The sequence below is a fragment of the Alteromonas pelagimontana genome (assembly GCF_002499975.2).
Classification (GTDB): Bacteria; Pseudomonadota; Gammaproteobacteria; order Enterobacterales; family Alteromonadaceae; genus Alteromonas; species Alteromonas pelagimontana.
In genome coordinates this window covers 152,859-175,407 of the sequence record NZ_CP052766.1, presented here as the reverse complement: position 1 = coordinate 175,407, position 22,549 = coordinate 152,859, and the positions used below count along the sequence as shown (strand labels likewise).

Annotated in this window: 20 protein-coding genes; 7 read left to right on the top strand and 13 right to left on the bottom strand. The window is 45.7% G+C overall.

Annotated elements, in window-relative coordinates; translation table 11 throughout:
* The first annotated feature begins 112 nt into the window (after positions 1 to 112).
* A complete protein-coding gene (locus CA267_RS00820) occupies positions 113 to 913 on the top strand; it encodes a DODA-type extradiol aromatic ring-opening family dioxygenase (protein ID WP_075609230.1) in 801 nt (266 codons plus the stop codon).
* Between the two features lie 412 nt (positions 914 to 1,325).
* Here CA267_RS00820 and CA267_RS00815 read toward each other — a convergent pair whose 3' ends face one another.
* The 7 genes from CA267_RS00815 to CA267_RS00785 all read right to left on the bottom strand — a co-directional run bounded on the left by CA267_RS00815 (position 1,326) and on the right by CA267_RS00785 (position 7,481).
* Entirely contained in the window at positions 1,326 to 1,796 is a 471-nt protein-coding gene (locus CA267_RS00815; RefSeq protein WP_075609231.1) for a YchJ family protein, read from the bottom strand.
* Between the two features lie 68 nt (positions 1,797 to 1,864).
* On the bottom strand, positions 1,865 to 2,236 hold the full coding sequence (locus CA267_RS00810; RefSeq protein ID WP_075609232.1) for a hypothetical protein: 372 nt from the start codon (positions 2,234 to 2,236) through the stop codon (positions 1,865 to 1,867).
* A gap of 191 nt (positions 2,237 to 2,427) precedes the next feature.
* The gene (locus CA267_RS00805; RefSeq protein WP_075609233.1) at positions 2,428 to 3,060 is read right to left on the bottom strand and encodes a protein-methionine-sulfoxide reductase heme-binding subunit MsrQ; all 633 of its coding nucleotides are present in this window, start codon (positions 3,058 to 3,060) and stop codon (positions 2,428 to 2,430) included.
* Positions 3,060 to 4,067, bottom strand: a complete 1,008-nt coding sequence (gene msrP, locus CA267_RS00800; protein WP_075609234.1) for a protein-methionine-sulfoxide reductase catalytic subunit MsrP — start codon at positions 4,065 to 4,067, stop codon at positions 3,060 to 3,062. Before msrP ends, CA267_RS00805 begins: the two co-directional genes overlap by 1 nt.
* 91 nt (positions 4,068 to 4,158) lie before the next feature.
* On the bottom strand, positions 4,159 to 5,508 hold the full coding sequence (locus tag CA267_RS00795; protein ID WP_408609403.1) for an anti-phage deoxyguanosine triphosphatase: 1,350 nt from the start codon (positions 5,506 to 5,508) through the stop codon (positions 4,159 to 4,161).
* Between the two features lie 88 nt (positions 5,509 to 5,596).
* Positions 5,597 to 6,250 carry a 5'-deoxynucleotidase gene (gene yfbR / locus CA267_RS00790; RefSeq protein WP_075609235.1) on the bottom strand — a complete coding sequence of 218 codons (654 nt, stop codon included), beginning with the start codon at positions 6,248 to 6,250 and terminating at the stop codon, positions 5,597 to 5,599.
* Positions 6,251 to 6,254: 4 nt separating this feature from the next.
* Positions 6,255 to 7,481, bottom strand: coding sequence for a pyridoxal phosphate-dependent aminotransferase (locus CA267_RS00785; RefSeq protein WP_075609236.1), 1,227 nt, complete (start codon positions 7,479 to 7,481; stop codon positions 6,255 to 6,257).
* 365 nt (positions 7,482 to 7,846) lie between these two features.
* Between CA267_RS00785 and CA267_RS00780 the strand changes: the two genes are divergently transcribed.
* On the top strand, positions 7,847 to 8,641 hold the full coding sequence (locus tag CA267_RS00780) for a DUF2189 domain-containing protein (protein WP_075610049.1): 795 nt from the start codon (positions 7,847 to 7,849) through the stop codon (positions 8,639 to 8,641).
* Between the two features lie 368 nt (positions 8,642 to 9,009).
* Positions 9,010 to 9,339: a DUF3718 domain-containing protein gene (locus CA267_RS00775; protein WP_075609237.1), complete on the top strand. Its 330-nt coding sequence runs from the start codon at positions 9,010 to 9,012 to the stop codon at positions 9,337 to 9,339.
* 91 nt (positions 9,340 to 9,430) lie between these two features.
* Here CA267_RS00775 and CA267_RS00770 read toward each other — a convergent pair whose 3' ends face one another.
* The 5 genes from CA267_RS00770 to CA267_RS00750 all read right to left on the bottom strand — a co-directional run bounded on the left by CA267_RS00770 (position 9,431) and on the right by CA267_RS00750 (position 18,355).
* Positions 9,431 to 12,496 (bottom strand): efflux RND transporter permease subunit, encoded by a 3,066-nt coding sequence (locus CA267_RS00770; RefSeq protein WP_075609238.1) that lies wholly within the window; start codon positions 12,494 to 12,496, stop codon positions 9,431 to 9,433.
* Entirely contained in the window at positions 12,489 to 15,794 is a 3,306-nt protein-coding gene (locus CA267_RS00765; protein ID WP_075609239.1) for an efflux RND transporter permease subunit, read from the bottom strand. The genes CA267_RS00770 and CA267_RS00765 overlap by 8 nt, the downstream gene beginning before the upstream one ends.
* A gap of 43 nt (positions 15,795 to 15,837) precedes the next feature.
* Positions 15,838 to 16,914, bottom strand: coding sequence for an efflux RND transporter periplasmic adaptor subunit (locus CA267_RS00760; protein ID WP_083638429.1), 1,077 nt, complete (start codon positions 16,912 to 16,914; stop codon positions 15,838 to 15,840).
* A 184-nt stretch (positions 16,915 to 17,098) separates the two neighbouring features.
* On the bottom strand, positions 17,099 to 17,500 hold the full coding sequence (locus tag CA267_RS00755; RefSeq protein ID WP_075609240.1) for an OsmC family protein: 402 nt from the start codon (positions 17,498 to 17,500) through the stop codon (positions 17,099 to 17,101).
* Positions 17,501 to 17,512: 12 nt separating this feature from the next.
* On the bottom strand, positions 17,513 to 18,355 hold the full coding sequence (locus CA267_RS00750; RefSeq protein ID WP_075609241.1) for a CvfB family protein: 843 nt from the start codon (positions 18,353 to 18,355) through the stop codon (positions 17,513 to 17,515).
* A 66-nt stretch (positions 18,356 to 18,421) separates the two neighbouring features.
* On the opposite strand from CA267_RS00750, the gene CA267_RS00745 reads away from it, so the two are divergent.
* Genes CA267_RS00745 through CA267_RS00730 form a run of 4 tightly spaced genes read left to right on the top strand, consistent with a single transcriptional unit; the run spans position 18,422 to position 21,693 of the window.
* Complete coding sequence (locus CA267_RS00745; protein WP_075609242.1) at positions 18,422 to 19,186, top strand: 5-oxoprolinase subunit PxpA; 765 nt, start codon at positions 18,422 to 18,424, stop codon at positions 19,184 to 19,186.
* A gap of 1 nt (position 19,187) precedes the next feature.
* Complete coding sequence (locus CA267_RS00740) at positions 19,188 to 19,892, top strand: 5-oxoprolinase subunit B family protein (protein ID WP_075609243.1); 705 nt, start codon at positions 19,188 to 19,190, stop codon at positions 19,890 to 19,892.
* Positions 19,879 to 20,823 carry a 5-oxoprolinase subunit C family protein gene (locus CA267_RS00735; protein ID WP_083638431.1) on the top strand — a complete coding sequence of 315 codons (945 nt, stop codon included), beginning with the start codon at positions 19,879 to 19,881 and terminating at the stop codon, positions 20,821 to 20,823. Before CA267_RS00740 ends, CA267_RS00735 begins: the two co-directional genes overlap by 14 nt.
* 3 nt (positions 20,824 to 20,826) lie before the next feature.
* Positions 20,827 to 21,693, top strand: a complete 867-nt coding sequence (locus CA267_RS00730; protein ID WP_075609245.1) for a D-amino acid aminotransferase — start codon at positions 20,827 to 20,829, stop codon at positions 21,691 to 21,693.
* A 173-nt stretch (positions 21,694 to 21,866) separates the two neighbouring features.
* Here CA267_RS00730 and fur read toward each other — a convergent pair whose 3' ends face one another.
* Positions 21,867 to 22,298 (bottom strand): ferric iron uptake transcriptional regulator, encoded by a 432-nt coding sequence (fur, locus tag CA267_RS00725; RefSeq protein ID WP_075609246.1) that lies wholly within the window; start codon positions 22,296 to 22,298, stop codon positions 21,867 to 21,869.
* Positions 22,299 to 22,549 lie beyond the last annotated feature (251 nt).

Sequence of the window (22,549 nt, the reverse complement as noted above, 5' to 3'; positions counted from 1 at the left end):
AAGTTTTTGCTACCGCGGGAATATATACTGATCCCATTTCACGTTATGATGTTTTTATTAAGGATTTACGCCACACTAATTACAGTGCAAACCTACACTAGACGAGGGAAAAGTGGCTAAAGCATCAACAGTTCTTTATTTATCTCATGGCGGTGGCCCCTTACCTTTGCTGGAAGAGCCCGGCGATCAGCAAGTGGTAAGTAGTCTTAAATCGTTACGCGCGTCGTTAAATACACCGTCTGCCATCATTTTAGTAAGTGCTCACTGGGAAGCGCCGGTTTTTACCATAACAGGTAGTAGCAATCCTGCATTAATTTATGATTACGTAGGTTTTCCTGAGCGGGCCTATCAACTTGAATATCCTGCTGCGGGGGCGCCAGATATTGCAGAAAGCATAGCCGCGTCATTAGCTTCGGCAGGAATAAAAGCATCAATTGATCAACGGCGCGGATACGATCATGGTATGTTCGTGCCGCTTTCTATTTTGTTTCCTGATGCCAACATACCCTGCGTCCAAATCTCGCTTATGCAGTCCTTGGATCCATTAACTCATATTCAAATGGGAGAAGCGCTAAATACGCTGGAGATCGAGAATCTGCTTTTCGTGGGCTCCGGCTTCTCTTTTCACAACATGACAGCCTTTTTTGACAAGGGTAATGTTGCTAACAACGGAAAAAACCTGCTTTTCCAGCAGTGGTTGGAAGAAACGATAATGTCTGACATTATTAGGGAGGCAGAGCGAAAGCAGCGGCTTTTAGATTGGACAAATGCGCCGTACGCACGCTTTTGCCACCCTAGAGAGGAACACTTACTGCCGCTTCATGTTTGCTATGGCATTACGGGAAGACCTGCTGAGCGAGCTATAAAAATGGAAATCTTAGAAAAAACTTCATGTACTTTTTTATGGCAATGATGTTTCCGCCAACGGCGATAGAATTTTCTGATAACTCAAGGGTGTGTTGACCTTCGATGTCCTGATTTTGTTCAAAATAAACCTGTTTCGATTGATGTGCGAGCTATGAAGCCCCTTCTTGATAAAAAATTCACCTAAGTAAATATTGAGCAACAAAGAGCAAGACAGGCTTATGAAGAACCCTGCAAAAATGAACAGAAAAAGTTAACACGCCCTAAGTGATGAGGAGTTAAAACGTTGGCTGGTAACTTAGAGATTCCTCCGTTAAAACGGCTAGAGCGGATGGCATGATAACTTTGCGGAACAATGCCGCGCACATTGCTTTTGTTATGGCGACCATTAACAGGAATAGAAGAGAAAGCTGCTGAATACTGACGCGACTATGGCTGCAAAAGCAGGATGTCTATAAAATTTACAGTGCCTTTTTCATACAGCACTGCTTAAATTTCTTCTCGCTGCCACATATACAGTTATCGTTTCTGCCCAACGACAGCTTTCCACAATCGTTGTGTAAATGCCCATCTACATAACGCCACTGTTCATTTTCTATAATGAAACGCGAGGTTTCGTGCAAAACGCAAACAGTTTTTGAAACCAGGTAGTATGCACTAAATTCCACCGTATCTTTCTGATGATAGATATCATTATGTATGGTGAGTGCGAGCCAGCGGGTACCTTGCGCGCTTTCTGCCAAAGCGTCAACTGACAAAGATGAACGTTTTTCCGCACTATAGGTGTCTAAGATGTAAGGAAAAGCGCTAATACAATAGGCAGAATAACGAGACCGCATTAGTGCTTCAGCAGTTTGTGCTGGCTGTTTTCCTGTGATTATCGGCTCACAACAAGCTGAAAATAACTTTGTCTGCCCGCAATAACACAACATTCTAAATACTATTCCAACGAGAAAAGCACCATTCTACCTGCCCAAAGCCACCTTACCAAATCCATGTTTCACCAGGGGCCGCTGATTACATTCTGCATTGCAGTACCATGGTTACGGTCATTAACTTCCAAATTAACCAGTGAGACGGAATAGGTACAGCACAGATCTTCAATCAATATTTTTTCACTTTGGGGAAGTGCAAGGTTTTCAACATAAATTGTTTTGCACTGACCGCTCATAATCAATTTTCGAATCCACTGAGGAACCTTTTCTTCAGAAGGCTTTTGAATACGGATAGCGTGATGTACATTTTTTTTGAAAGCCAATGACTCAGCTAATAAATACGACCATCCGCGATCCGGTTTCGCCTGAGCCGGAAAAAGGTCGAAAGGAAGGGGAAGTTGCACTACGTTATGTGCCTTTGCAGTTATTGAGCTCATATTCTTCTCGTGGATATTTATACAGTACCTGCTTACAGTAATACTGTATAAATATACAGGCAAGAGCTTTTTTAAATAATTAGTTCAGATATACAAGCCGAAGTGCAGTGGCATCTTGTTCCTTAATCGCTGGATGCGTTGGCAATGAGGAAAAGCTACCTCTATGGGCATCTCGGCGGAGCGGGGTGAGCTTAACGGGATTTTTTACGTTGTAAGAACCGCCATTTATCTTTTCGTAAATAGAGGAGAAACGCCGCCAGGATCCAATAAAAAATAGGATCTCCCCAGGCGGTTTTTAAAGACCAGGTAAAATGTAGCAGCGCCAGAACAGCGCACAAATAGATAGTGTTATGCAGCCGTTGCCAGTTTCTCCCCAACCGCCGTTGTAGCCCTTTGGTGGATGTTGCAGCCATCATCAGAAGTAGAAGGAACGCTGTGAAGCCAACGGTGATATACGGTCTTTTAGCAATTTCGCTACCAAGTAAGGAGAAATTCAGTTGCAACTCAAACAGTATGTAAGCAACAAAATGGCTTAGTGCATAGACAAATGTGTAGAGACCGAGCATCCGACGCATACGCATAAGGTCCGCGCAGGGCAGCCGCTTAGCAAGGGGCGATACTACAAGCGTAATCATCAGCAAGTTGATTGCCCCGGTGCCGGTAAAATGAATTAATGTCTTTACAGGATCGGCCCCCAATTCATCCTGAAAGCCCAGATAAAACATGATGCCTAAATAGCCTAAGGCAACAATATGCACCAGAGATTTGAAGATGAACAGTTGTCTTGAACTTAGTCGAAGCGGCTTTTTCAATAAACGCTGCATTAATAGAACCGGCTCAAATCCATGCCCCGATAGAGTGAAGCAACCTCTTCGTACCCGTTGAACATTTTAGTAGGAATTCGATTTCGCGACAGCAAACCTCCTGTGGTAATACGCCTTTCACTCGCCTGACTCCAGCGGGGATGATCCACTCGGGGGTTTACGTTCGCGTAAAACCCATATTCCTGCGCCGCGAGATTTTTCCAGGTGGTTGGGGGTTGTTTATCGGTTAGGCGAATTTTGACGATGGACTTGATGCTTTTAAACCCATACTTCCAAGGCACCACTAAGCGGATTGGCGCACCATTTTGTGGAGGTAATGTTTTGCCATATAGTCCTACAGCCATAAAAGAGAGTGGATGCATTGCTTCATCCAGACGTAAACCTTCGACATACGGATAATCAATGCCGCCGCCGACAAAACGGTTAGTTTGGCCAGGCATTTGTTTAGGATCGTATAAGGTTTCAAAGGCAACATATTTGGCGCTGGAAAGCGGAGCAGCTTGTTTTATTAAATCGTTTAATGAAAAGCCAATCCAGGGGATAACCATTGACCAGGCTTCCACACATCGCAGGCGATAAATTCGCTCCTCCAACGCAAAACGCTTGCTCAACTGGTCGTGACTTAAGGTGAAAGGTTTCTCCACCAAGCCTTCTACTTTTAATGACCAGGGGTCGACATCAAAATCCTGCGCGTTGTCAGCGGGATCATCTTTGCCTGTGCCAAATTCATAAAAATTATTATAAGCAGAAACCTTTTCGTAAGGCGTCAGCGTCTCTTTTGTGCTGAATTTTTCTGCTTTTGAAAATTCCAGAGCCTTGCGCTGGAAGGTTTTCTTTTCCTCGTCGTCACCAAACCAGCCTAAGGCATTAGCATTTCCTGCCGCAAGCAGGCTGCTGGCGCCCAGAAAACCCATTGATTTTAACAACGTCCGACGTTGCTTATATACCGCTTCATCTGTCACGTCGTTGTCTGTAAGTTTAACGGAGGGAATAAATTTGCGTGGCATAGCACCGCTCTTTCTGCCATATTCAAATTGCTTACGATACAGACCGGAAAAAGTGCATCATGATTTCATACGTGAAAAATTTTTAATGTTTTTATTGAAGTTGTTCGTGGGCTCCGCCGTGCTTAGGAATAAATAACGTAGTATAAAGCCTGGCGGCGAATTCATCGGTCATGCCCGAAATATAATCTGCGATAACTCTTTGACCGTTATTGTCTTTTTCTGCTTCCGCCCAGCGTTTGCGGGTATTCACAGGTAACAACCGCTCCGGATCCGAGCTAAAGGCTTCAAATAGCTCCATTACCATTTGCTGACCGCGATACTCCAGTAACTGGACTTCTGATTTACGAATAACCTTATGATAAACAAACTGCTTAAATAAGCTGAGTGCCGCGGCGTGGGCAGCGGGAAGCGTAGCTGAAAAACGCAGTAGTGGATGCTCAAACCCGGGAACCTCTGTGATGATGATAGCGGTAATAAAGGTATTTACCAGCGCACCAATTGCATTTTTACGTTCGTGGTGAAATTCGCTGAAAAGGCGTTCGCTAAGCAATTCAATATTATTGGAAAGCCAGGGAATATCTTTTTCTAAAATCGGCAAAACTACGTCGCGTTGGAAGCTGTCTACATTCACCATGTTCATAACGATAGCATCCTCCAGATCGTGAATGCCGTAGGCAATATCATCTGCCAGTTCCATTATGGAACAGTCAAAGGATTTGTAGCAGGTCTTGCTATGCGCGCCAATTATGGTTTGGTATGACATCAGGCGAGTGCGATCAGCGCTGGACAACGGCGCCAGCAGCCAGTCAAGCAAAGCTTCATCGCAACGATACAAACCTTTCGGAGGATGCCATTGCTGGGCCTTAACCTGTCGTAACGACACAGGGCTTTTAGGTAAACATTCTAGGTTAGTCAAGGTGTCCAGAAAATTGGGGTACTTAATCAGACCTAATACGCTGCGGCGGCTAAGGTTCATGCCATGTTCAGCCGTATATGGCTCAAGCTGCGTGACAATGCGAAAGGTTTGCCCATTTCCTTCAAAACCCCCGTCCTTGTGCATCATATAATTCAGCGCAATTTCTCCTCCGTGACCGAAGGGGGGGAGGCCGATATCGTGGGCAAGACACAGCGTTTCAATTAAATACGGGTCAAGTTCCAGTAAGGTAGTTTGCTGTGGAAACTTGCTCTGCAACTGCGCGGCAATGCCGGTGCCAATTTGTGCTGCTTCCAGTGAATGCGTCAATCGGGTGCGATAGAAATCGCTGAGCCCTACGCCAAGCACCTGCGTTTTCGCCTGTAAACGCCGAAAGGCGGCGGAATGTAACACTCGTGCTTTGTCTCGCTGGAACGGTGAACGGTGGTCTCCGTCCCTGGACTGCGTTCGCGGCAAACGTCTCTCGTCCCATACTTGAAACAAAGAATTTCTACGTTGTTTATTCACAGTATCTTTCTGTCGCTTTTTTGCTCATGAGAAAAATGGTTTATACCAGTTCACATCATTGCGGATTAAGGTTAGTTCCACCTATACGTTAACGCAGATGATAAGACGCATGTAATCGGTTTGCGTTTGGGTATTGCGGACTGTCATAATCTTCCTGCGTTATTTCGTCTAAACTCAGCGAAAAACTTGGCATGTAACGAGTGACAAAGTAATCAACTTCCGGCGAATGATATTCTTTTAGTATCTTATCGAGCCGTTTTTTAGCCAATTTAAACTCCTGATTGCCGGCAACGAGCTCTTCCTGTGTCTTCAGGTATGCGCAAAGCACATCCGCTGCTTTAACAATGAAGGCTTCGTCTTTTGAGTGATACTGGCCATCAATTAATTTGGCGTAGTCCTCGCGAAAAGCTTCTGGCGCCATATCAATCAGCTTGTTTTCTGCAATCTTTTCTATCTTCTTGTATTCGTCTCTGATGGCCGGATTATAATACTTTACCGGTGTAGGTAAATCGCCAGTTAACACTTCCGATACGTCATGAAACAGGGCTATAGTGGCAATACGCTCAGGGTTTACGTTTCCTTCGAAAAACTTGTTGCGTATCAGCGCCAGCGCGTGCGCTACCATGGCAACTTGCAGGCTGTGTTCTTGCACATTTTCTGTTCGCACATTTCGCATAAGCGGCCAGCGCTGGATCAGCTTCATTCTGGCCAGGTGCGCAAAAAAATGGCTTTTATCACTCATTATTTTATGCTCCGCCAACCTGACGATAATGATTAAAAAAGTTACCGATGCGAGTAAGCGCTGGTTTTAGCACATCGCTATGGGGTAAAAATACCAGTCTGAAATAAACACCTTCAAAAAGATTAAACGCGCTACCGTGAACCAGCAGAATTTTTTCACTGTTCAACAAGTCGAAAATCATTTGCTCGTCATTATGGATATTGAACTTCTTTTCATCCACCTTGGCGAAACAGTACATGGCGCCTTTGGGTTTAACGCAGTGAATACCGTCAATTTCATTGAGCATATCCGCAGCCAGATCTCGCTGGATCTTTAATCGACCGCCATCATTGACCAGATCTTTTATGCTCTGATATCCGCCCAATGCGGTTTGAATCGCGCTTTGGCACGGCACGTTGGCGCACATTCGCATTGACGCCAGAATATTTAAACCTTCGATATAATCACTGGCGATACGCTTGTTGCCACTAACGACTAACCATCCCGCTCTGAATCCGGCCACGCGATAGTTTTTTGACAGGCCGCTTAAGGTAACGCAGAAAACGTCATCGGCCAGAGATGCGATGCAGGTGTGAGTGGCGTCGTCGTAAAGAATTTTGTCATAAATTTCATCAGAAAATATCACCAAACCGTTTTCACGAGCGACTTCAACAATTTCCTGCAAGATAGCGTTATCGTAAACCGCGCCAGTTGGGTTGTTGGGATTAATGATCACAATCGCCCGGGTGCGGCTGGTAATCTTGCTTTTTATGTCTTCGATATCAGGAAACCAATCCGCCTGTTCGTCGCAACGATAATGTACCGGCGTACCCGACGATAAACTTACTGCTGCCGTCCATAACGGGTAGTCTGGCGTGGGCAATAGCACCTCATCGCCATTGTTCAGGAGCGCCTGCATCGACATCATGATCATTTCACTGACGCCGTTGCCAATATACACATCGTCTACGCGAATATGTTTAATGTTCATTTGCTGGTAATACTGCATCACCGCAACCCGCGCTGCATAAATACCTACCGAATCGGAATAACCTTGCGAGGTGGGTAAATTGTGAATTACGTCTTTAAGGATATCGTCGGGAGCTTCAAAACCAAAAGGAGCAGGGTTGCCGATATTCAGCTTGAGGATACGATGGCCTTCGTCTTCCATTTTTCTTGCTTGTGCGGCAATCGGCCCGCGAATGTCATAACAGACGTTGTCCAATTTGTGGGAGCGTGCTACAGATTTCATGATGTTCTTGGTTGAGAAACGGGGTGTTCAGAGTATCGCAACGTTTAAGGTGTTGTTAAGTACTATTTGCACGCTAACGCAATGTTTTTACAGAATATCCGGAAGAATGGCAGGAATTCTTTTGTTTCTTTGTATCTTCCTGCTAAACGTAGAATACTTATCACTAATACAGACACCAAAAAAATGCGGCAGCATTCCTTTTGCACCCGCGCGCCACTAATTTTTTGTTAAGATATTGTGAAATTCTTTAATTCGTCCTATCTTTTAATGAAAGACAATTTCAGGGTCAGGTGCCGCTAGCGCTGCGTGTTAAGACCTGGCCCATGCTTGCCACACATTTGTCTACTATCAGACGAGAGAAAAATATGTCTCAACATTTCAAAGAACCCCCTCAAAATGCAATTGCGGACAGGGGAATTGGACGTGTAATTCCCTGTAAACAACTGGACGCAAGCGATCCATTTAAGTGGCTGGCTCAGGGAGGCCGCGACATCATGAAAACTCCAGGCTTAACGGCTTTTTATGGTGTTATATTTGCATTGATTCCCTGGTTGATTGTATACCTGGTGCAAATGACAGGTTGGCATCTGGTGATAATGCCAGCGATGGTGTGCTTTATGTTAATCGGTCCCTTTCTTGCTGCTGGTCTTTACGATGTAAGTCGGGAATTAGGGAAGGGGCATAAACCCACGTTGGGTCATTCACTCAAAGCCATTAAGAGAAATGCTGTGCATGAATGGGGCTTTGGTATTCTACTCACCGTACTGATGATTTTTTGGCTGCGGGTGGCATCCCTCATTCACGCTCTATATCCTCCTTATCTGGATGAGACGCTTGAAGCGTTACTGCCTTTTCTATTGTTAGGCGTTGCGGTGGGGGCGCTTTTTACACTTATACTGCTATTTATCAGTGCCTTTACTCAGCCGATCCTGATGGAAAGAAAAGTGGATTTGGCAACAGCGGTAATGTCTAGCGTAAATGCAGTGTGGGTAAATAAACTTCCCCTGCTTATTTGGGGAGCGATTATTTTTACCGCTGTACTTATCGGTTTTCTTACTGGCTTCATCGGCTTTCTCGTACTCATGCCTCTGATAGGATATGCATCCTGGCACGGTTATATCGATACTATAGCGACAAAAAGAGAAAGAAAAATGCCTTGAAATGTAATTTTATTACGGAATTGTGACTGCTTTCGCTAAGTTTGCTCCTTAAAACTTAGCATTTTCTGTAACAATAGCGACGTTTCGGTAATTTAATAACATTTTTCCGCCTCGCTTTTTATAATATTTTAGAATAAAAATTTTAGTTATGCTTGCAATTATGAATAATGCGCTTCGAAATGTAGTTATATTTCAGCGGGTTAAGATATTAATAACTCTCTAACATCTTCTTTTACCTCTCTTTTACCCCCTTACAACAATATTCCAACAGCAAATGTTTTTTATCTGGTGCATAAATATAGGGCGCCAACGAGATAACTCCGGTGCACATTAACTACGAGTTTGCCAAAACATTTGAGGATTTGAAGATGAAAGCATTAGTAAAGAAATCATTAGCTGTTGCTGTTAGCGTAGCTGCATTGTCATCACCAGCATTTGCTGCCACTCCTGCTAAAGACGTTCGCTTTGTGGGCGATACCCAATTTTCAGGTTTTTGTAAAGCTATCGTGATGGATGACGTAAGAGTACTGCGTTCAAGTTTGGCTCGCAATGTAGGTCGTCTTGCTGCGAGTCAACGTGAAGTGCTGCGTATGGTGACGTCTGAGGAAGGTCTGACGTGTAACGGTGCTAGCCTGATTGAATTTTCAGTTGAGCGCGATGCGAACGCTGTACACGAATTCCTGACCGCACGCAGCTAAAATGAGCTGGCTAAAGAGCCGGGTGGGGGCCTTTTTCAAAGGAAAGGAACGCACCCGGATCAATGGCTACTGTTGGCGAGTACTTATAGGATCATATCCTTACCCATCGGGATACCCTAGCTCGACTGTTAGCCATCATACGTTGGGTATGAAAGCGCATCTTGAGGAGCAGGACGTAAGCCAGCGGCACCAGAAATAGGCTGGTAAGCGTAGAGAAGAGCAATCCTCCGATTATGGCGATGGCCATGGGGGAATACGGAGGGCCATCGCCACCTATCTTGGTCGTTCCCGCAGCCAGCGGAATCAGCCCAAGCACGGTTGTAGCAACAGTCATAAGGATCGGTCTGATTCTCGACTGGCAACCTTCCAACACCGCTTGGAACAGCGGCAGGTCAGCGGCTATAAGCTGATTGATTCTGTCTACAAGTACAATGCCATTGTTTACCACAATGCCCATCAATATCAGCATGCCGATCATTCCCATTACTGACATAGACGTTCCCGTAATCATAAACGCCCAAAAAACGCCGGTGAATGAGAACAGCAGCGATGTGATTACAGCAGTAGGTAAAAGTAGAGATTCAAACAGCGCTGCCATCACGATATAAATCATGCATACTGCCAGCAACATGTTCATCTGCATTACGCCGTTAGCCTCGTCCTGACGAGTAAAACTGCCATCGAGTGTCCATTGATAGCCAGTAGGCAAAGAAACAAAAGCCATAGCATTTTCTATACGTTCCCGTGCTTGCTCCACCGTTGTATTGTTCGCAAGATTGGCGCCAATAGACAGAGCTGTCTGGCGGTAGTGGCGTTTTATTTCCGACAGCTGAGGTTTTACAGTGATATCCGAAATCATATCCAGAGTAATATTTTTTCCTTCCTGGTATGACACATTAATATTGCGCAAAGCCGTAAGAGATGACTGCACGTCAGTGCCATACATCAGGCGCACATCGACTTCTCCGGCATCTGCGTAGCGAAATGTCCGCAGATTCGAACCACGCAAGGCGGTAGCAATTAAACCTGCGACGTCACTGGTGTTCAGCCCCAGCCGCCAAACTTTTTCTCGATTAATTCGAATTTGTAGTTCCTGACGCTCACCTCCGGTATCCGCTTTCACATCAAGAAGACCTTCGACGTTGCCCAGTACAGGTACAATCTGATCAGCGATTTCCCGCAATTGTTCAGACGAATCGCCCAATAAGGTTACACTGACACCGCCGCCATTTCCCTCTTCCCACTGAAAAGAAGGGCGAGCTCGCACGAATAGCGGCATTGCTTCACGAATTTTTTCTTTTAGTTCGGAAACATCAATGGGAAGGTCCTCTTCCAGGGTAAGTCCGGAGACGGCATGGCCAGCAGTGAAATAGGTATAAACCTGCTTGATATGGAATTCTTGCTGATGCGCGTAGAGAAAGGCTTCCATCTTGTTTACCGTTTTCTCAACTTCCTCCAGGCTGTAATTCTGCACCATATGATAGTTAAGCCAGATTCGATCATTATCATCATTCCCTTCTTCGTCGCCAGTTACAAATTGCATAGGAATTGCTGTACTCAAAAGAATTGCCACGGCAATAATTAAGGTTTTGTTCTGATTCTTCAGCGTCCAATTTAGTAGCCTTGCATACCGGCGAATGTACGCAGGGGAGCGCTGTGACTTGCGGGCGGGCACGTTTATCTTTGATGCCAGCAAAGGTATGAGAGTCTGTGCAATCAGCAGCGAGGCAAATAAAGAAATACAAATCGCAATGGCGACATGTTCAAGGAAAATTGTAACGTCAATTTTTACTCCCACGATATTTGGCAAAAATACGATTGCGGTAGTTGCAGTGCCCGCTATTATCGCCAAACTGACATTGCTTACCCCTTGTTGTGTAGCTTGTATAGGATTAGAGTTATGCGCTCTTTCCTGAAAGATACTTTCCGTTACCACCACCGCATTATCAACCAGCATTCCCACTGCGAGCATAAGTCCCATCAATGACAGTATATTCAGGGAATACCCCATTAAATACATCAGCCCCAAGGTGATGCAGATAGAGAAAGGGACGGATAATACAACAATTAATGTAGTGGTTAGCTGGCGTAAAAACAGATAAAGAATGGCAACGGAAAAAACTGCTCCCAACATTCCTGCATAGAGAAGATCAGCCAAAGATGAGCTTACGCTTTTGGCGGTATCTTCCATGACAAATAAATTAATTCCATTAAAGGCCGGATCCTGTTTCGCTTCGTTTATCACTTTCATTACGCGCTCTGAAGTTTCAACCAGATTACTTCCAGACTCACGAAAAATGTTGAAGCCTACAGCGAAGGTGCGATCCAGATGCCGTCCCTCGTTACGCCGCGGCGTTTCATAGGCAATATCGGCGATATCTTTTAAATGCACATCTCGGCGAATTAAAAGATTTTCAAAATCTTCGACTTGGGTGAACTCTCCCACCGGATTTACCAGAATCTTTTGATCTGCGGCTTCAATACTACCCGCTGTCAGAGAAAAGTTAGCGCCTTGTAATGTTTTGGAAAGGGCAGTGGTATCGACTTGCATAGCGGCCATTCGAGCAGGAGAAAGGCGAATGGCGATCTGCTTTTTCATTACGCCGTATAACTCAACTTTGGAAACTCCCGGAACGCGCTCCAACGGGCGCTTTAAGTTTCTGTCGAGCAAATCATAGGCGTTGGAAAGGTCGCGATCGCTTGATACGCGCAACTGAAATATCGGCATATCATTGGTATTGAACTTATACACCATTACCCTTTCAACATCAGCGGGAAGCAGATGTCGTATAGCATCAATTTTCTCCCGCGCTTCTATGCTTTTCGCCTTAATATTTTCGTCCCATGCAAACTCAATAAAAATTTCTGCACGATCTTCATAAGACGTTGCTTCCAGACGCTTGATCCCAGACATCGTCGCGACGGCCTCTTCAATGGGGCGGGTGATCATTCTTTCAATTTCAGAAGGTGTGGCATCGTTGTAAGGAATTTCTACTACCATTTGAGGAATATCGATACCGGGGAATTTCTCCAGTGGCAGCCATCGGCGGGCCATAATGCCGAACAGCAGCATTGAGAAGAAAAACATAGATATCGTTACCGGCTTCTTCATAGCAAAACGCGCCAGCGCTCCGCCTGCATCAGCAAACTTATCCATAAATATGCTCCTTTTCATCCGCAACCGTTGTGACAGCTTCATAAGTTTTTCTATCAAACAGGCTGTACAGAACGGGAAGCAGTACTAAGGTAAGCAATGTGGAAAAGAGTAAACCGGATATCACAGTAACGGCCATCGGAGTGCGTACTTCCGCGCCATCGCCAAAGCCAATCGCCATGGGTAGCAACCCCAAAATGGTGGTAAGCGTCGTCATAACAATCGGCCGCAAACGGCTTTTTGCCGCTGCAGTAATTGCACTTTGCTTGTTCATGCCCTGTTGACGCAACTGGTTGATACGGTCAATCAACACGATGGCATTGTTCACTACAATGCCGCATAACATTATCAAACCGATAAAGACCACTACGCTAATATAGGTATTCGTAACCCACAGCCCGTAAATGGAACCCGCACCCGCTAAGGGAACGGCAAACAGAATGAGTAGTGGGTGCAACAGTGACTCAAATTGTGACGCCATCACCAGATAAACCATAAAAACAGCGAGCGCTAATGCAAATTGTAGTGATACAAAGCTTTGCTGCATATCTTCACTCTGACCAGCAATGGTTGCCTTTAAGCTGACTGGCAAGATGATGCTATCAAGTACTGCCTGCGCGTCGATAACGCCCTGAGAAAGATCGCCATAAGCAATATTGGCTTCGATTAATACCACGCGTTGCTGTCCTACTCGCGTAATTTCACTGGGGCCCGTGCTCATGTAAACGTCGGCAACAGCAGCTAGAGGGACAGGTTGTTCGCCTTCAGGATTAATAATAATCGCTTTTACGTCGTTTACGTGGTCCCGTTGCTTATCTTGCGTACGTACTAAAACGTCGACCTTTCTGTCATTCATGCTGTACTGGGTAGCCACTTTTCCACCCACTTGCGCAGCAACGACTTGCGACACTGTGGGTGCGTCCAGGCCAAGGCGGGTGAGCTTTGCTTGATTAAATACAATTTTCAGCTCGGGATTACCGCTTCTGAGCGTACTGGTAACGTCCGCAAAGCGGGAATTGGCCTCAAGCCCGGCAACGATTTTGTGACTGTTAGTTTGTAACTGATTTAAATCGTATCCCTGTAGCTCAATTTGCAGAGGGGCGGCAAAACTGAACAATTCCGGCTCCCCAAAGCGGCTTTGCACACCAGCACGAGACGCCAGGTATTGTCGCAGCGCCTCGCGTACAGCTTCGGCATCCGCTTCTGTTGTGCCGGGTTGCATTACCACGTTGAACTTACCCCAATGATCGCCCCCTTGACTGGGGCTGGCGCTTATCAAGCTGCCTGTACCTGCAAGAGAGTAGGTCCGCGCGACGGAGGTTTGCCTGCTGGCGAGGCTGGCAAGATCACTTAGCAACTCGTCAGTTTGTTCAACCTTAGCGCCCGCTGGAAGATTAACTTCAACAAAAAATTCTCCCTGAGACATTTTCGGCACTAATTCCATTCCCAGCCGTGGTAGCAGCAGTAAAGACATTGCAGTAATAACTAGAGTAATACCAAGCACCGTGCTCTGATGTTGCAATGCCCCCTTTAAAATCCGGTCGTATACAGTTTCCAATACTGTAAAACCCGCATTAAATACTGTGGCAAGTGGACGAAAAATCCAGTAAAGCATTTTTGCTGCTATTCGCCATAACCCGATAATGGAAGTCATGATCGCTGCTGGCAGAAAAACGAAGACAAGCCGTAGAAGTAATTTGAAGGGCAACAGTGCCCAATACGCAATCCGTCCAGTCAACGTAGAGGGGGCAGGTGAAGAGGGGCGGTCAAATGTCTGTTGATGCGCCAGACTTTTTTGTTTGGTGCGACTTGCAAGGGTAGGGATAAGCGTCAATGCCACTACTAGTGAGGCCGCCAATGCAAACGAGACAGTTAGCGCCTGATCGCTGAATAGCTGCCCTGCAATGCCTTCAACAAACACCAGTGGAACAAATACTGCCATGGTAGTCAGCGTAGAAGCAATAATAGCACCAGAAACTTCCCGCGTTCCCGTTGATGCAGCCGTTCTAAGGTCCTCTTTATCCAGTTGATTGCGGCGTTTGCGGTCAATGTTTTCGAGCACCACGATGCTATTGTCTACCAAAAGCCCGACAGCCAACGCAATACCTCCCAAGCTCATAATGTTCAGGCTGATGTCGTTGGCGTACATCAAATTGAAGGTGGCGATAACGGAAACGGGAATGGAAACTGAGATTATCAGGGTGGGCCAAAAGTTTCTTAAAAACAGATACAGCACTACTATCGCCAGAATTCCGCCAATAACGGCGGCAGATTTTACGTCATCGATAGCTTGTTTGATAAACACGCTTTGATCGTAAACCTGCTTCAGTTCATAACTGGCGGGTAGCACTTGTTCAATGCGGGAAATTTGCTGTCTTACACTGTTTGCCACATCCACAGCATTGGCATCGCCTTCTTTGTAAATGGCTATTTCGGCGCCTTCGATACCGTCGAAACGGGTTACGGCCGAGCGTTCTTTGAAAGTATTGGTAACGGTGGCAATGTCCTGCAACTGGATGTTGCGGCCTTCGAAACGGCCAACGTACATCTGCTCAACCTGGGTCAAATTATCAAATTGATTAAGGGTTCTTACCAGATACGCCTGCGATCCATCTTCCACACGACCACCTGCAACATTGACATTTTCTTTTTCCAACCGCTCAATGACGGAGGTAAGGGAAATGTGGAGCTGGCTTGCTTTGCGTTGGTCGATTAACACATGAATTTCGTTTTCAAGGCCACCGCCAATGCGTACCGAGGCTACTCCTTCTATAGATTCTAAGCTGCGCTTAATCTGCTCTTCAGCATAGGTACGCAACGTTTTCATCTGTACTACAGCGTGTTGGGGATCAGCGTCAGCAGTATCCGGTTTCAGGTTCAGTCCCATTCGCATTATCGGATCAAGGCTCGGATTAAAACGAAGCAGGCGGGGTTTGGAAACATCCAGAGGGAGCTGCAGAATGTCGAGTTTTTCTCGTACTTCCAGGCTGGCAAAATCCATATCTGTGCCCCAGATGAACTCTAATACCACGTCTGACTGGTCGGGGCGAGAAGTTGAAGTCACAGAGCGCACTCCTTTTACCACACCCACGGCTTCCTCAATGGGTTTGGACACCAGTTGTTCAATTTCAGCCGGTGCTGCGCCTGCATAATCTGTGCGAATTGTAAGAGTAGGATAGGATAGTTCTGGTAACAAATTAATTGACAGGCGGTTAAGCGATACCATTCCAAAGAGTAGAACGGCGAAAGTAAACATAGCCACCGCAACTGGTCTTTTTACAGCAATATCAACAATTTTCATGTGAGTCTCCTGAATGAGTAAAGAGAAAATAGAAGCGTGAGGCTTAGCTATTTACTACTTCAACGGGAGACTGATCTTTAAGATTCTGATGGCCGACTGTTACCACGGTTTCCTTTCCAGTCAAGCCATTTAAAACTTCAACGTGATCACCTTCCTGGAAACCCAGAATCACATCAACTTTTTGTGCTACACCATCTTTTACTACAAAAACGCTGGTCTTGTTGTCTATGCTCACCAGTGCTTGCCGAGGCAGCAATGTGGCGTTTTTTCGAATGGCATAGGTTAGCGCAACTTCACTAAACATGCCGGATTTTAAAATTTCCTGTTGGTTGGGTATGCGCAATGTCACTTTAAACGTACCAGTCTGGGCATCAACTACGGGGCTGATACGTTCTACATATCCAATCACTTCTTGATCTGCCAGAGCAGGAATAGTCAGAATGGCGGCCTGGTCTTTGTGAATGTTCGTTAACTCGCTTTCCGGCAGATAAACAATTCCCTGCAGCGCTTTTTGCTGAACGATATGGAACATTTTTTCTCGTTGAAAGGATTCTGTAAGATTTCCTACTTTGGCATTACGTTCTGCAATATAACCGCTGATCGGCGCAATAATGGTGGTTTCGGTTAAATCTAGCTCAGCCAGTTTTTCTGTCGCTTTGGCTGATTCATATTGCGCAGAAAGTTTGTCGAAAGTGTCATCGCTAACCAATTTTTGGGAATAAACTTTGTTGATCTTATCCAGCTCTTTTTCCAGGCCTACGAGATCGGCTTTTGCTTTAGATAAATTCAGTTCGTAGCGCTTTTTATCCAATTGCGCCAGAACCTCACCTTTTTCAACATAGTCACCTTCTTCCACGTAAATTTCTTCGATAATGCCAGAAGCGCGCGCAACGACAAAGGCTTCTTCACGGGCTTCTAATATCGCTGTTGTTGCATAATTCGAGGCAATGGCACCGGTCGTGACAGCCGTTGTTTCTACCGGAATGGTGATAACACTGGCTTCATGCGGTAATGTCGAATCGATAGCGTCGGCGTTACCACAACCGTATAACATAACGCTAGCACCAATAAAGGCAGTAAAATAAGCGGCTTGGGTAAAATGGGAGAAAGTTCGTTCCATGGCAAATACCTGTATAAAGGAAGATATGTTGAGTAGTGCCGTAGAATGAGCATTGACTATGCCATCAGAGGAGGGAATAAAAAACCTTTTTAAATCAAAAAGATGAGAATCGGTTGAGCGAGAAAATAAAAAAGCCACGATTCTATCGTGGCTTTTTTCACTATTTTATGGCGAAAATCACAAATCAGTTTTCTGCAATAATTTCAAAGCTTGTGGAGATCGCTACATTGCCTTTCAGCATCAGCATAACTGAGCAGTACTTTTCTGCTGAAAGCGATACTGCGCGAGCGACGGCTTTTTCAGATAAACCATCACCTTTCACTTTATAGTGGGCGTGAATTTTTTCAAAAACCTTAGGCGGATTCTCTGCACGCTTTGCCTCTAATGCACACTCACAGTGAGCAACGTTCAAACGGCCCTTTTTGAGGATATCTACAACATCAATACTTGAGCATGCACCGACTGCCAGCAGCACGGATTCCATTGGAGATATAGCGTTACCGTTACCATCCATTACCGTTTTATAACCGCTTTCGGTATTTCCGGTAAAAGTCAGCCCCTCATCCCACACGACATTCGCTTTCATAACCAATAATCCTTATTTACTAACCAATCGAACGGCTTGTTTATCGATAACAATACGTTTTTGCTTGTACAGCGCCCCCAGCGCCTTTTTGTATGCCGCTTTACTTACATCAAAGCGGGCGTAAATTTCGTCGGGTGGGCTTTTATCCGTTAATGTCGAAAGACCGCCGTGGGCTTTTAGATCCTCAATGATCGCTTCCTCTAAGTTTTTTCTGCCTTTGCTGTCAACCCGCTGAAGCACAACGTCTATTTTGCCATCATCACGAACATGCTTTATTACGCCCGCAGTTTGGGAGCCAACGTTAAGAGATTTATAAGCATCGCTATGAAAGATAACCCCTAGGTAACGCTGATTTATTACCACCTTAAACCCAAGATCGGTACGTGAGTAAACCAGACAATCAACATCATCACCTTCATTTAGTTCATGGGCGGCTTCATTAAGAAAATAATGTAGACGTGTGGCGCCTAACACCCGGCCGCTTTCCTCATCATAGAACGCGTGAACTACATAATGCATACCGGGGTTTATCGGTTTTTCCTGAAAGTTCACAGGCACTAACAGATCCTTTTCCAGACCCCAGTCGAAAAATGCACCAAAATGCGTTGCGCCGGTGGCTTTTAGTACCGCCGTTTCACCCGCCTCAAGCTTGGGCTTGCCCAAATAGGCCACTAATTGCCTGTCTTCATCCGTGGCGACAAAGGCTTCTATTTCGTCACCCACTTTCATGCCCTTAGGTGCGCGAGTGGCGGGTAAGGTAATTAATCTTTCATCATCATCCTGCGTAGAAAGATGGAATCCAAAAGGAAATTCGGCTTTTACTATGAGCCGGTTAAGCTTACCAACGTTTATCATTAGGCCTGACTGTTTATGAAATTGCGGGTAACATGATAACTAAATGTACGGGAGAGCTAAATAACTATGATGCTTAATTGTGATCTGGGCGAAAGTTACGGCGCCTGGAAAATGCCAGTTGATGAACGAATCATGGCTTATATTGACCAAGCAAACATTGCTTGCGGCTTTCATGCAGGAGATCCGTTGGCGATACAGCAGGCGATTGCATCGGCAAAAAGACACGGCGTGGCGATTGGTGCTCATCCTGCTTACCCGGACTTACAAGGATTCGGGCGTCGAAGTATGAAAATGGAACGGGAAGAAATTATTGCTTGTCTGCATTATCAGGTGGCGGCACTGGCCGGAATGGCAAAATGTCAGGGTGTGGCTGTGCGCTACATTAAACCTCATGGCGCACTGTATAATGACTTGATGAAAGATACGGCGCTTCGCCAAGCGGTGATGCAAGCCGTTGCACATTTTGAAAAGGGCGCGTTGCCACTTATGATCCAGGCCCATCCAGCTGCAGGTGAATTTATCCATGAAGCAGAGCAGTTGGGTATAACGTTATTGTTTGAAGCGTTTGCCGATCGTCTCTATTCCGACGAAGGTTTTTTAGTGTCCAGGCATCAAGAAGGCGCGGTGTTGGATGCAGAAGCGTCCTTTGAGCAAGTTAATGAACTACTGGATTCGGGAAAAATTACCACTGAGTCCGGCCGCAGGCTAACTATTAAGGTAGATTCCATTTGTGTTCACGGCGACTCACCTGATGCCATAGCAATGGCGCAACAAGTACGCGAAGAGTTGGACAAGCGTGGGCTTAGTGCTAATCAAGCGGTTCCAAGTTAACATGCAGCCTTTTGGCGTTATAACGTCAACGGCCTACGCGGGCATTGATGGTGTAATCATTTATTTTGAACAAACGTCGCTTTTAAAAGCAAATGAAGAGGTTCAGGCCTATTTTCAAGCACTGAAAAGCCAACAATACCCTTGGCTAAAGGAGCTCCTGCCTGCTTATGATTCGTTGTTAATTATCTTTGATATCGAACAGGTGGATTCTCATTATGTTTACCAAATTTTGCGGCAAACCGAGGCTGAAAATTCGGGCGTTAGCCAAAACCAAAATGGGGTACACCATCGGTTGCCGGTTTGGTATGAAGCTCCCGAAGCAAATGACTTTGCGAAGATCTCCAGCTTAACAGGACTGACGCACTCACAAATTATTCGGCTTCACAGTGAGCAGCAGTATCGGGTGTATACGGTAGGATTTGCCCCCGGCTTTGCATACATGGGAGACACCGACGTAGCGCTAACGTGTCCGCGGCTGGAAACGCCAAGAAAGCGGGTGCCTAAGGGCGCGGTTGCAATAGCAGACAGACAAACCGCAGTATATCCGCAAGCTTCCCCCGGTGGATGGAATCTGTTAGGGCTATGTCCAGTGAGCTTGTTTGATGTGGCTGTGACGCCGCCGGGTAAACTCAACGCTGGAGATACAGTGACATTCTATCCTGTTTCCGAAGAAAAATATCGGGAATTGCTCAATGACAATGGGTAAAGGTATAAAGATTCTGCAGTCAGGACCACTGGCGTTGGTGGTGGATAGCGGCAGACGAGGTTCACAGCATCAGGGGTTTTGTGAATCCGGGCCGATGGACGAGAGCGCCTACTTTTGGGCCAACTGGCTTTGCGCCAACGCTGCAGATAATCCCGTTATTGAAGCTATAGGCGCTTTAGCTATTGAAGCGCAGAAAAATTTAGCTGTGGCGATAACAGGGCCTGAGGTATCAGTCATCGTAAACGGACGTAGCATGAGTGCATGGCAAACCTTGCGGTTAAAAGCGGGCGATACGCTTTCAATCGATACGAAGCGTTTCGGCACGAAAAGTTACGTGGCGATAGCGGGGCAGTGGCAGATTGCTAAAATAGTAGGTAGCGTCAGCACTGTCCGCAGGGAAGGGTTGGGTGGACTGTCGGGCAACGGTCAGCCGCTGCAAAACAACGATTGCATCGCAGTGACAACTTTACCAAATAATGCAGATCGGCAGATCCCTGATATTTTGCGCCCTGACTACACTTTAACATCGGCTCTGGAAGTCATTAACGGGTATCAGTACGATAGCTTTCCTACAACTTCCATTCGGCGTTTTTTTAATGAAGAATATTCCTTAACGACAGAGATTGATAGAATGGGGTATCGGTTGTCGGGGCATCCGGTAGCTGGCGCACCACCGTCTATGCGATCAGAGGGAATTAACGCCGGTTCCATACAGATCCCTCCGGACGGCCAGCCTATCGTTATGATGCGGGATCGTCAGACATTGGGGGGCTACCCAAAAATAGGTTGCGTAGCGAGTTACGATTTAGCTCGGCTAGCGCAGGCGGTACCCGGCGACACCGTTGCTTTTCGAGCAGTTGATCCCAATAATGCACGCGCTAACTGGCTGCTGCGCGAACAAAAACTAAAACGATTTCTACAGAGTGTCTAAACGATGACTATTGCATTTCTCAACGGCGACTATCTACCACTAGCCGAGGCGCGAATTTCTCCCATGGACAGAGGTTTTCTGTTTGGGGACGGTATTTATGAAGTGATACCAACCCTGCAAGGCAAACCGATAGGGTTTAACGCCCATATGGCACGAATGCGACAGGGCTTGGAGATGCTGGAAATTTCCTCCCCGTTTCCTGCTGATTACTGGCGTGCAGTGGTAAATTCGCTGCTTACAAAGAATAACGAATTGCTTCAATCAGAAAGTGTGGGTATTTATATTCAGATAAGCCGGGGTGCTGATGCTACCCGTAGTCATGCTTATCCAGATGATCTTACTCCCACACTCTTTGCCTTTGCCTTTGCAACCCCGCCTCCGCCGGTGCCTGATGCGTCTAAAGTTAAAGGTCTTCATGTCGCGTTAGGAGAAGATAAACGCTGGCAACGCTGTAATATAAAATCTACGTCGTTGCTGGGAAATGTTATGCACTTTGAGCAAGGAAAGCGGGAAGGGAAGCAGGAAATTATTTTGTTTAATCGGCATAAAGAGATTTCTGAAGCTAGCTCCAGCAATGTTTTTATCGTTAGTAACGGCGTGATAAAAACTCCGCCGCTGGATCATCAAATCTTACCGGGTATTACGCGTAAGTTAGTAATAGAGTGTCTGGTAAAGGAAGGCATTCTTGTGGAGGAAACGGTGCTCCCATTAGCAGAGCTACTCGCCGCTGAAGAAGTATGGTTAACCAGTTCCAGCAAAGAAATTGCACCGGTAATTGAAATTGAAGGAAAGCCGGTGGGGAACGGCAAGGTAGGAAAAATTTGGCAGCAAGCCATAGAAGCGTTTAATCAGCACAAATTTAATTTTTAAACGACATCTTATACTAATCCATCTACCCTGCGTTACATTGGTTTGAAAGGCCTGGGAATTCCCTTCACCAATGTGCCTTGATTAGATGAATTCTATCTCTGAGCTGATCACACATCAAGATGGATTAGTATTAATAAAAAGCCTGCATTGCAGGCTTTCAGGTGGTGAATTAGTTATTCATCGTCAAGCTGGTCGCAGGTGCCGTCAGTGCATTCTCCGTAAAGATACAAGCTGTGATGGGTCAGCTTCATGTTGTTTTCGTTGGCAATTTCAATTTGTCGGCGTTCAATCATATCATCTTCAAATTCGATAACCTTTCCGCACTTTAAACATACCAGATGATCATGATGATCTTTGTGACTTATTTCAAAGACCGATTTTCCGCCTTCGAAGTGATGTCGATTAAGAATGCCTGCGTCATCGAACTGGTTGAGCACCCGATATACGGTTGCCAGCCCTATTTCCTCGTCGTGGTCGATTAAGATTTTATAGACGTCTTCAGCACTGATGTGCTGGTTCATTGGATTCTGCAGTATTTGCAGGATTTTCAACCGAGGCAGGGTTACCTTTAAACCGGCCTTTTTAAGTTCTTTGTTTTGATCCATGGAATACCAAATTCAGGGAATGTTCGCAGTTAGCAGTTATTATAAGTAAGTTGTGCTGATTTGGAAGTAAAAGCCGAGCTTTCTAAGGTAAATGCCCGATTTTCGGGCAAAAGAATTATTTACTCAAACCTTAAACTTACTTAGCTTTAGAGGCGGTCCGTTTCTTTAACATCCGGAAAACGACGCTGCAGTCGATTAAAAACCTTACAACCGCAAAAAAATCGTCGCTGGCGCTACCTCTCGCCATCACA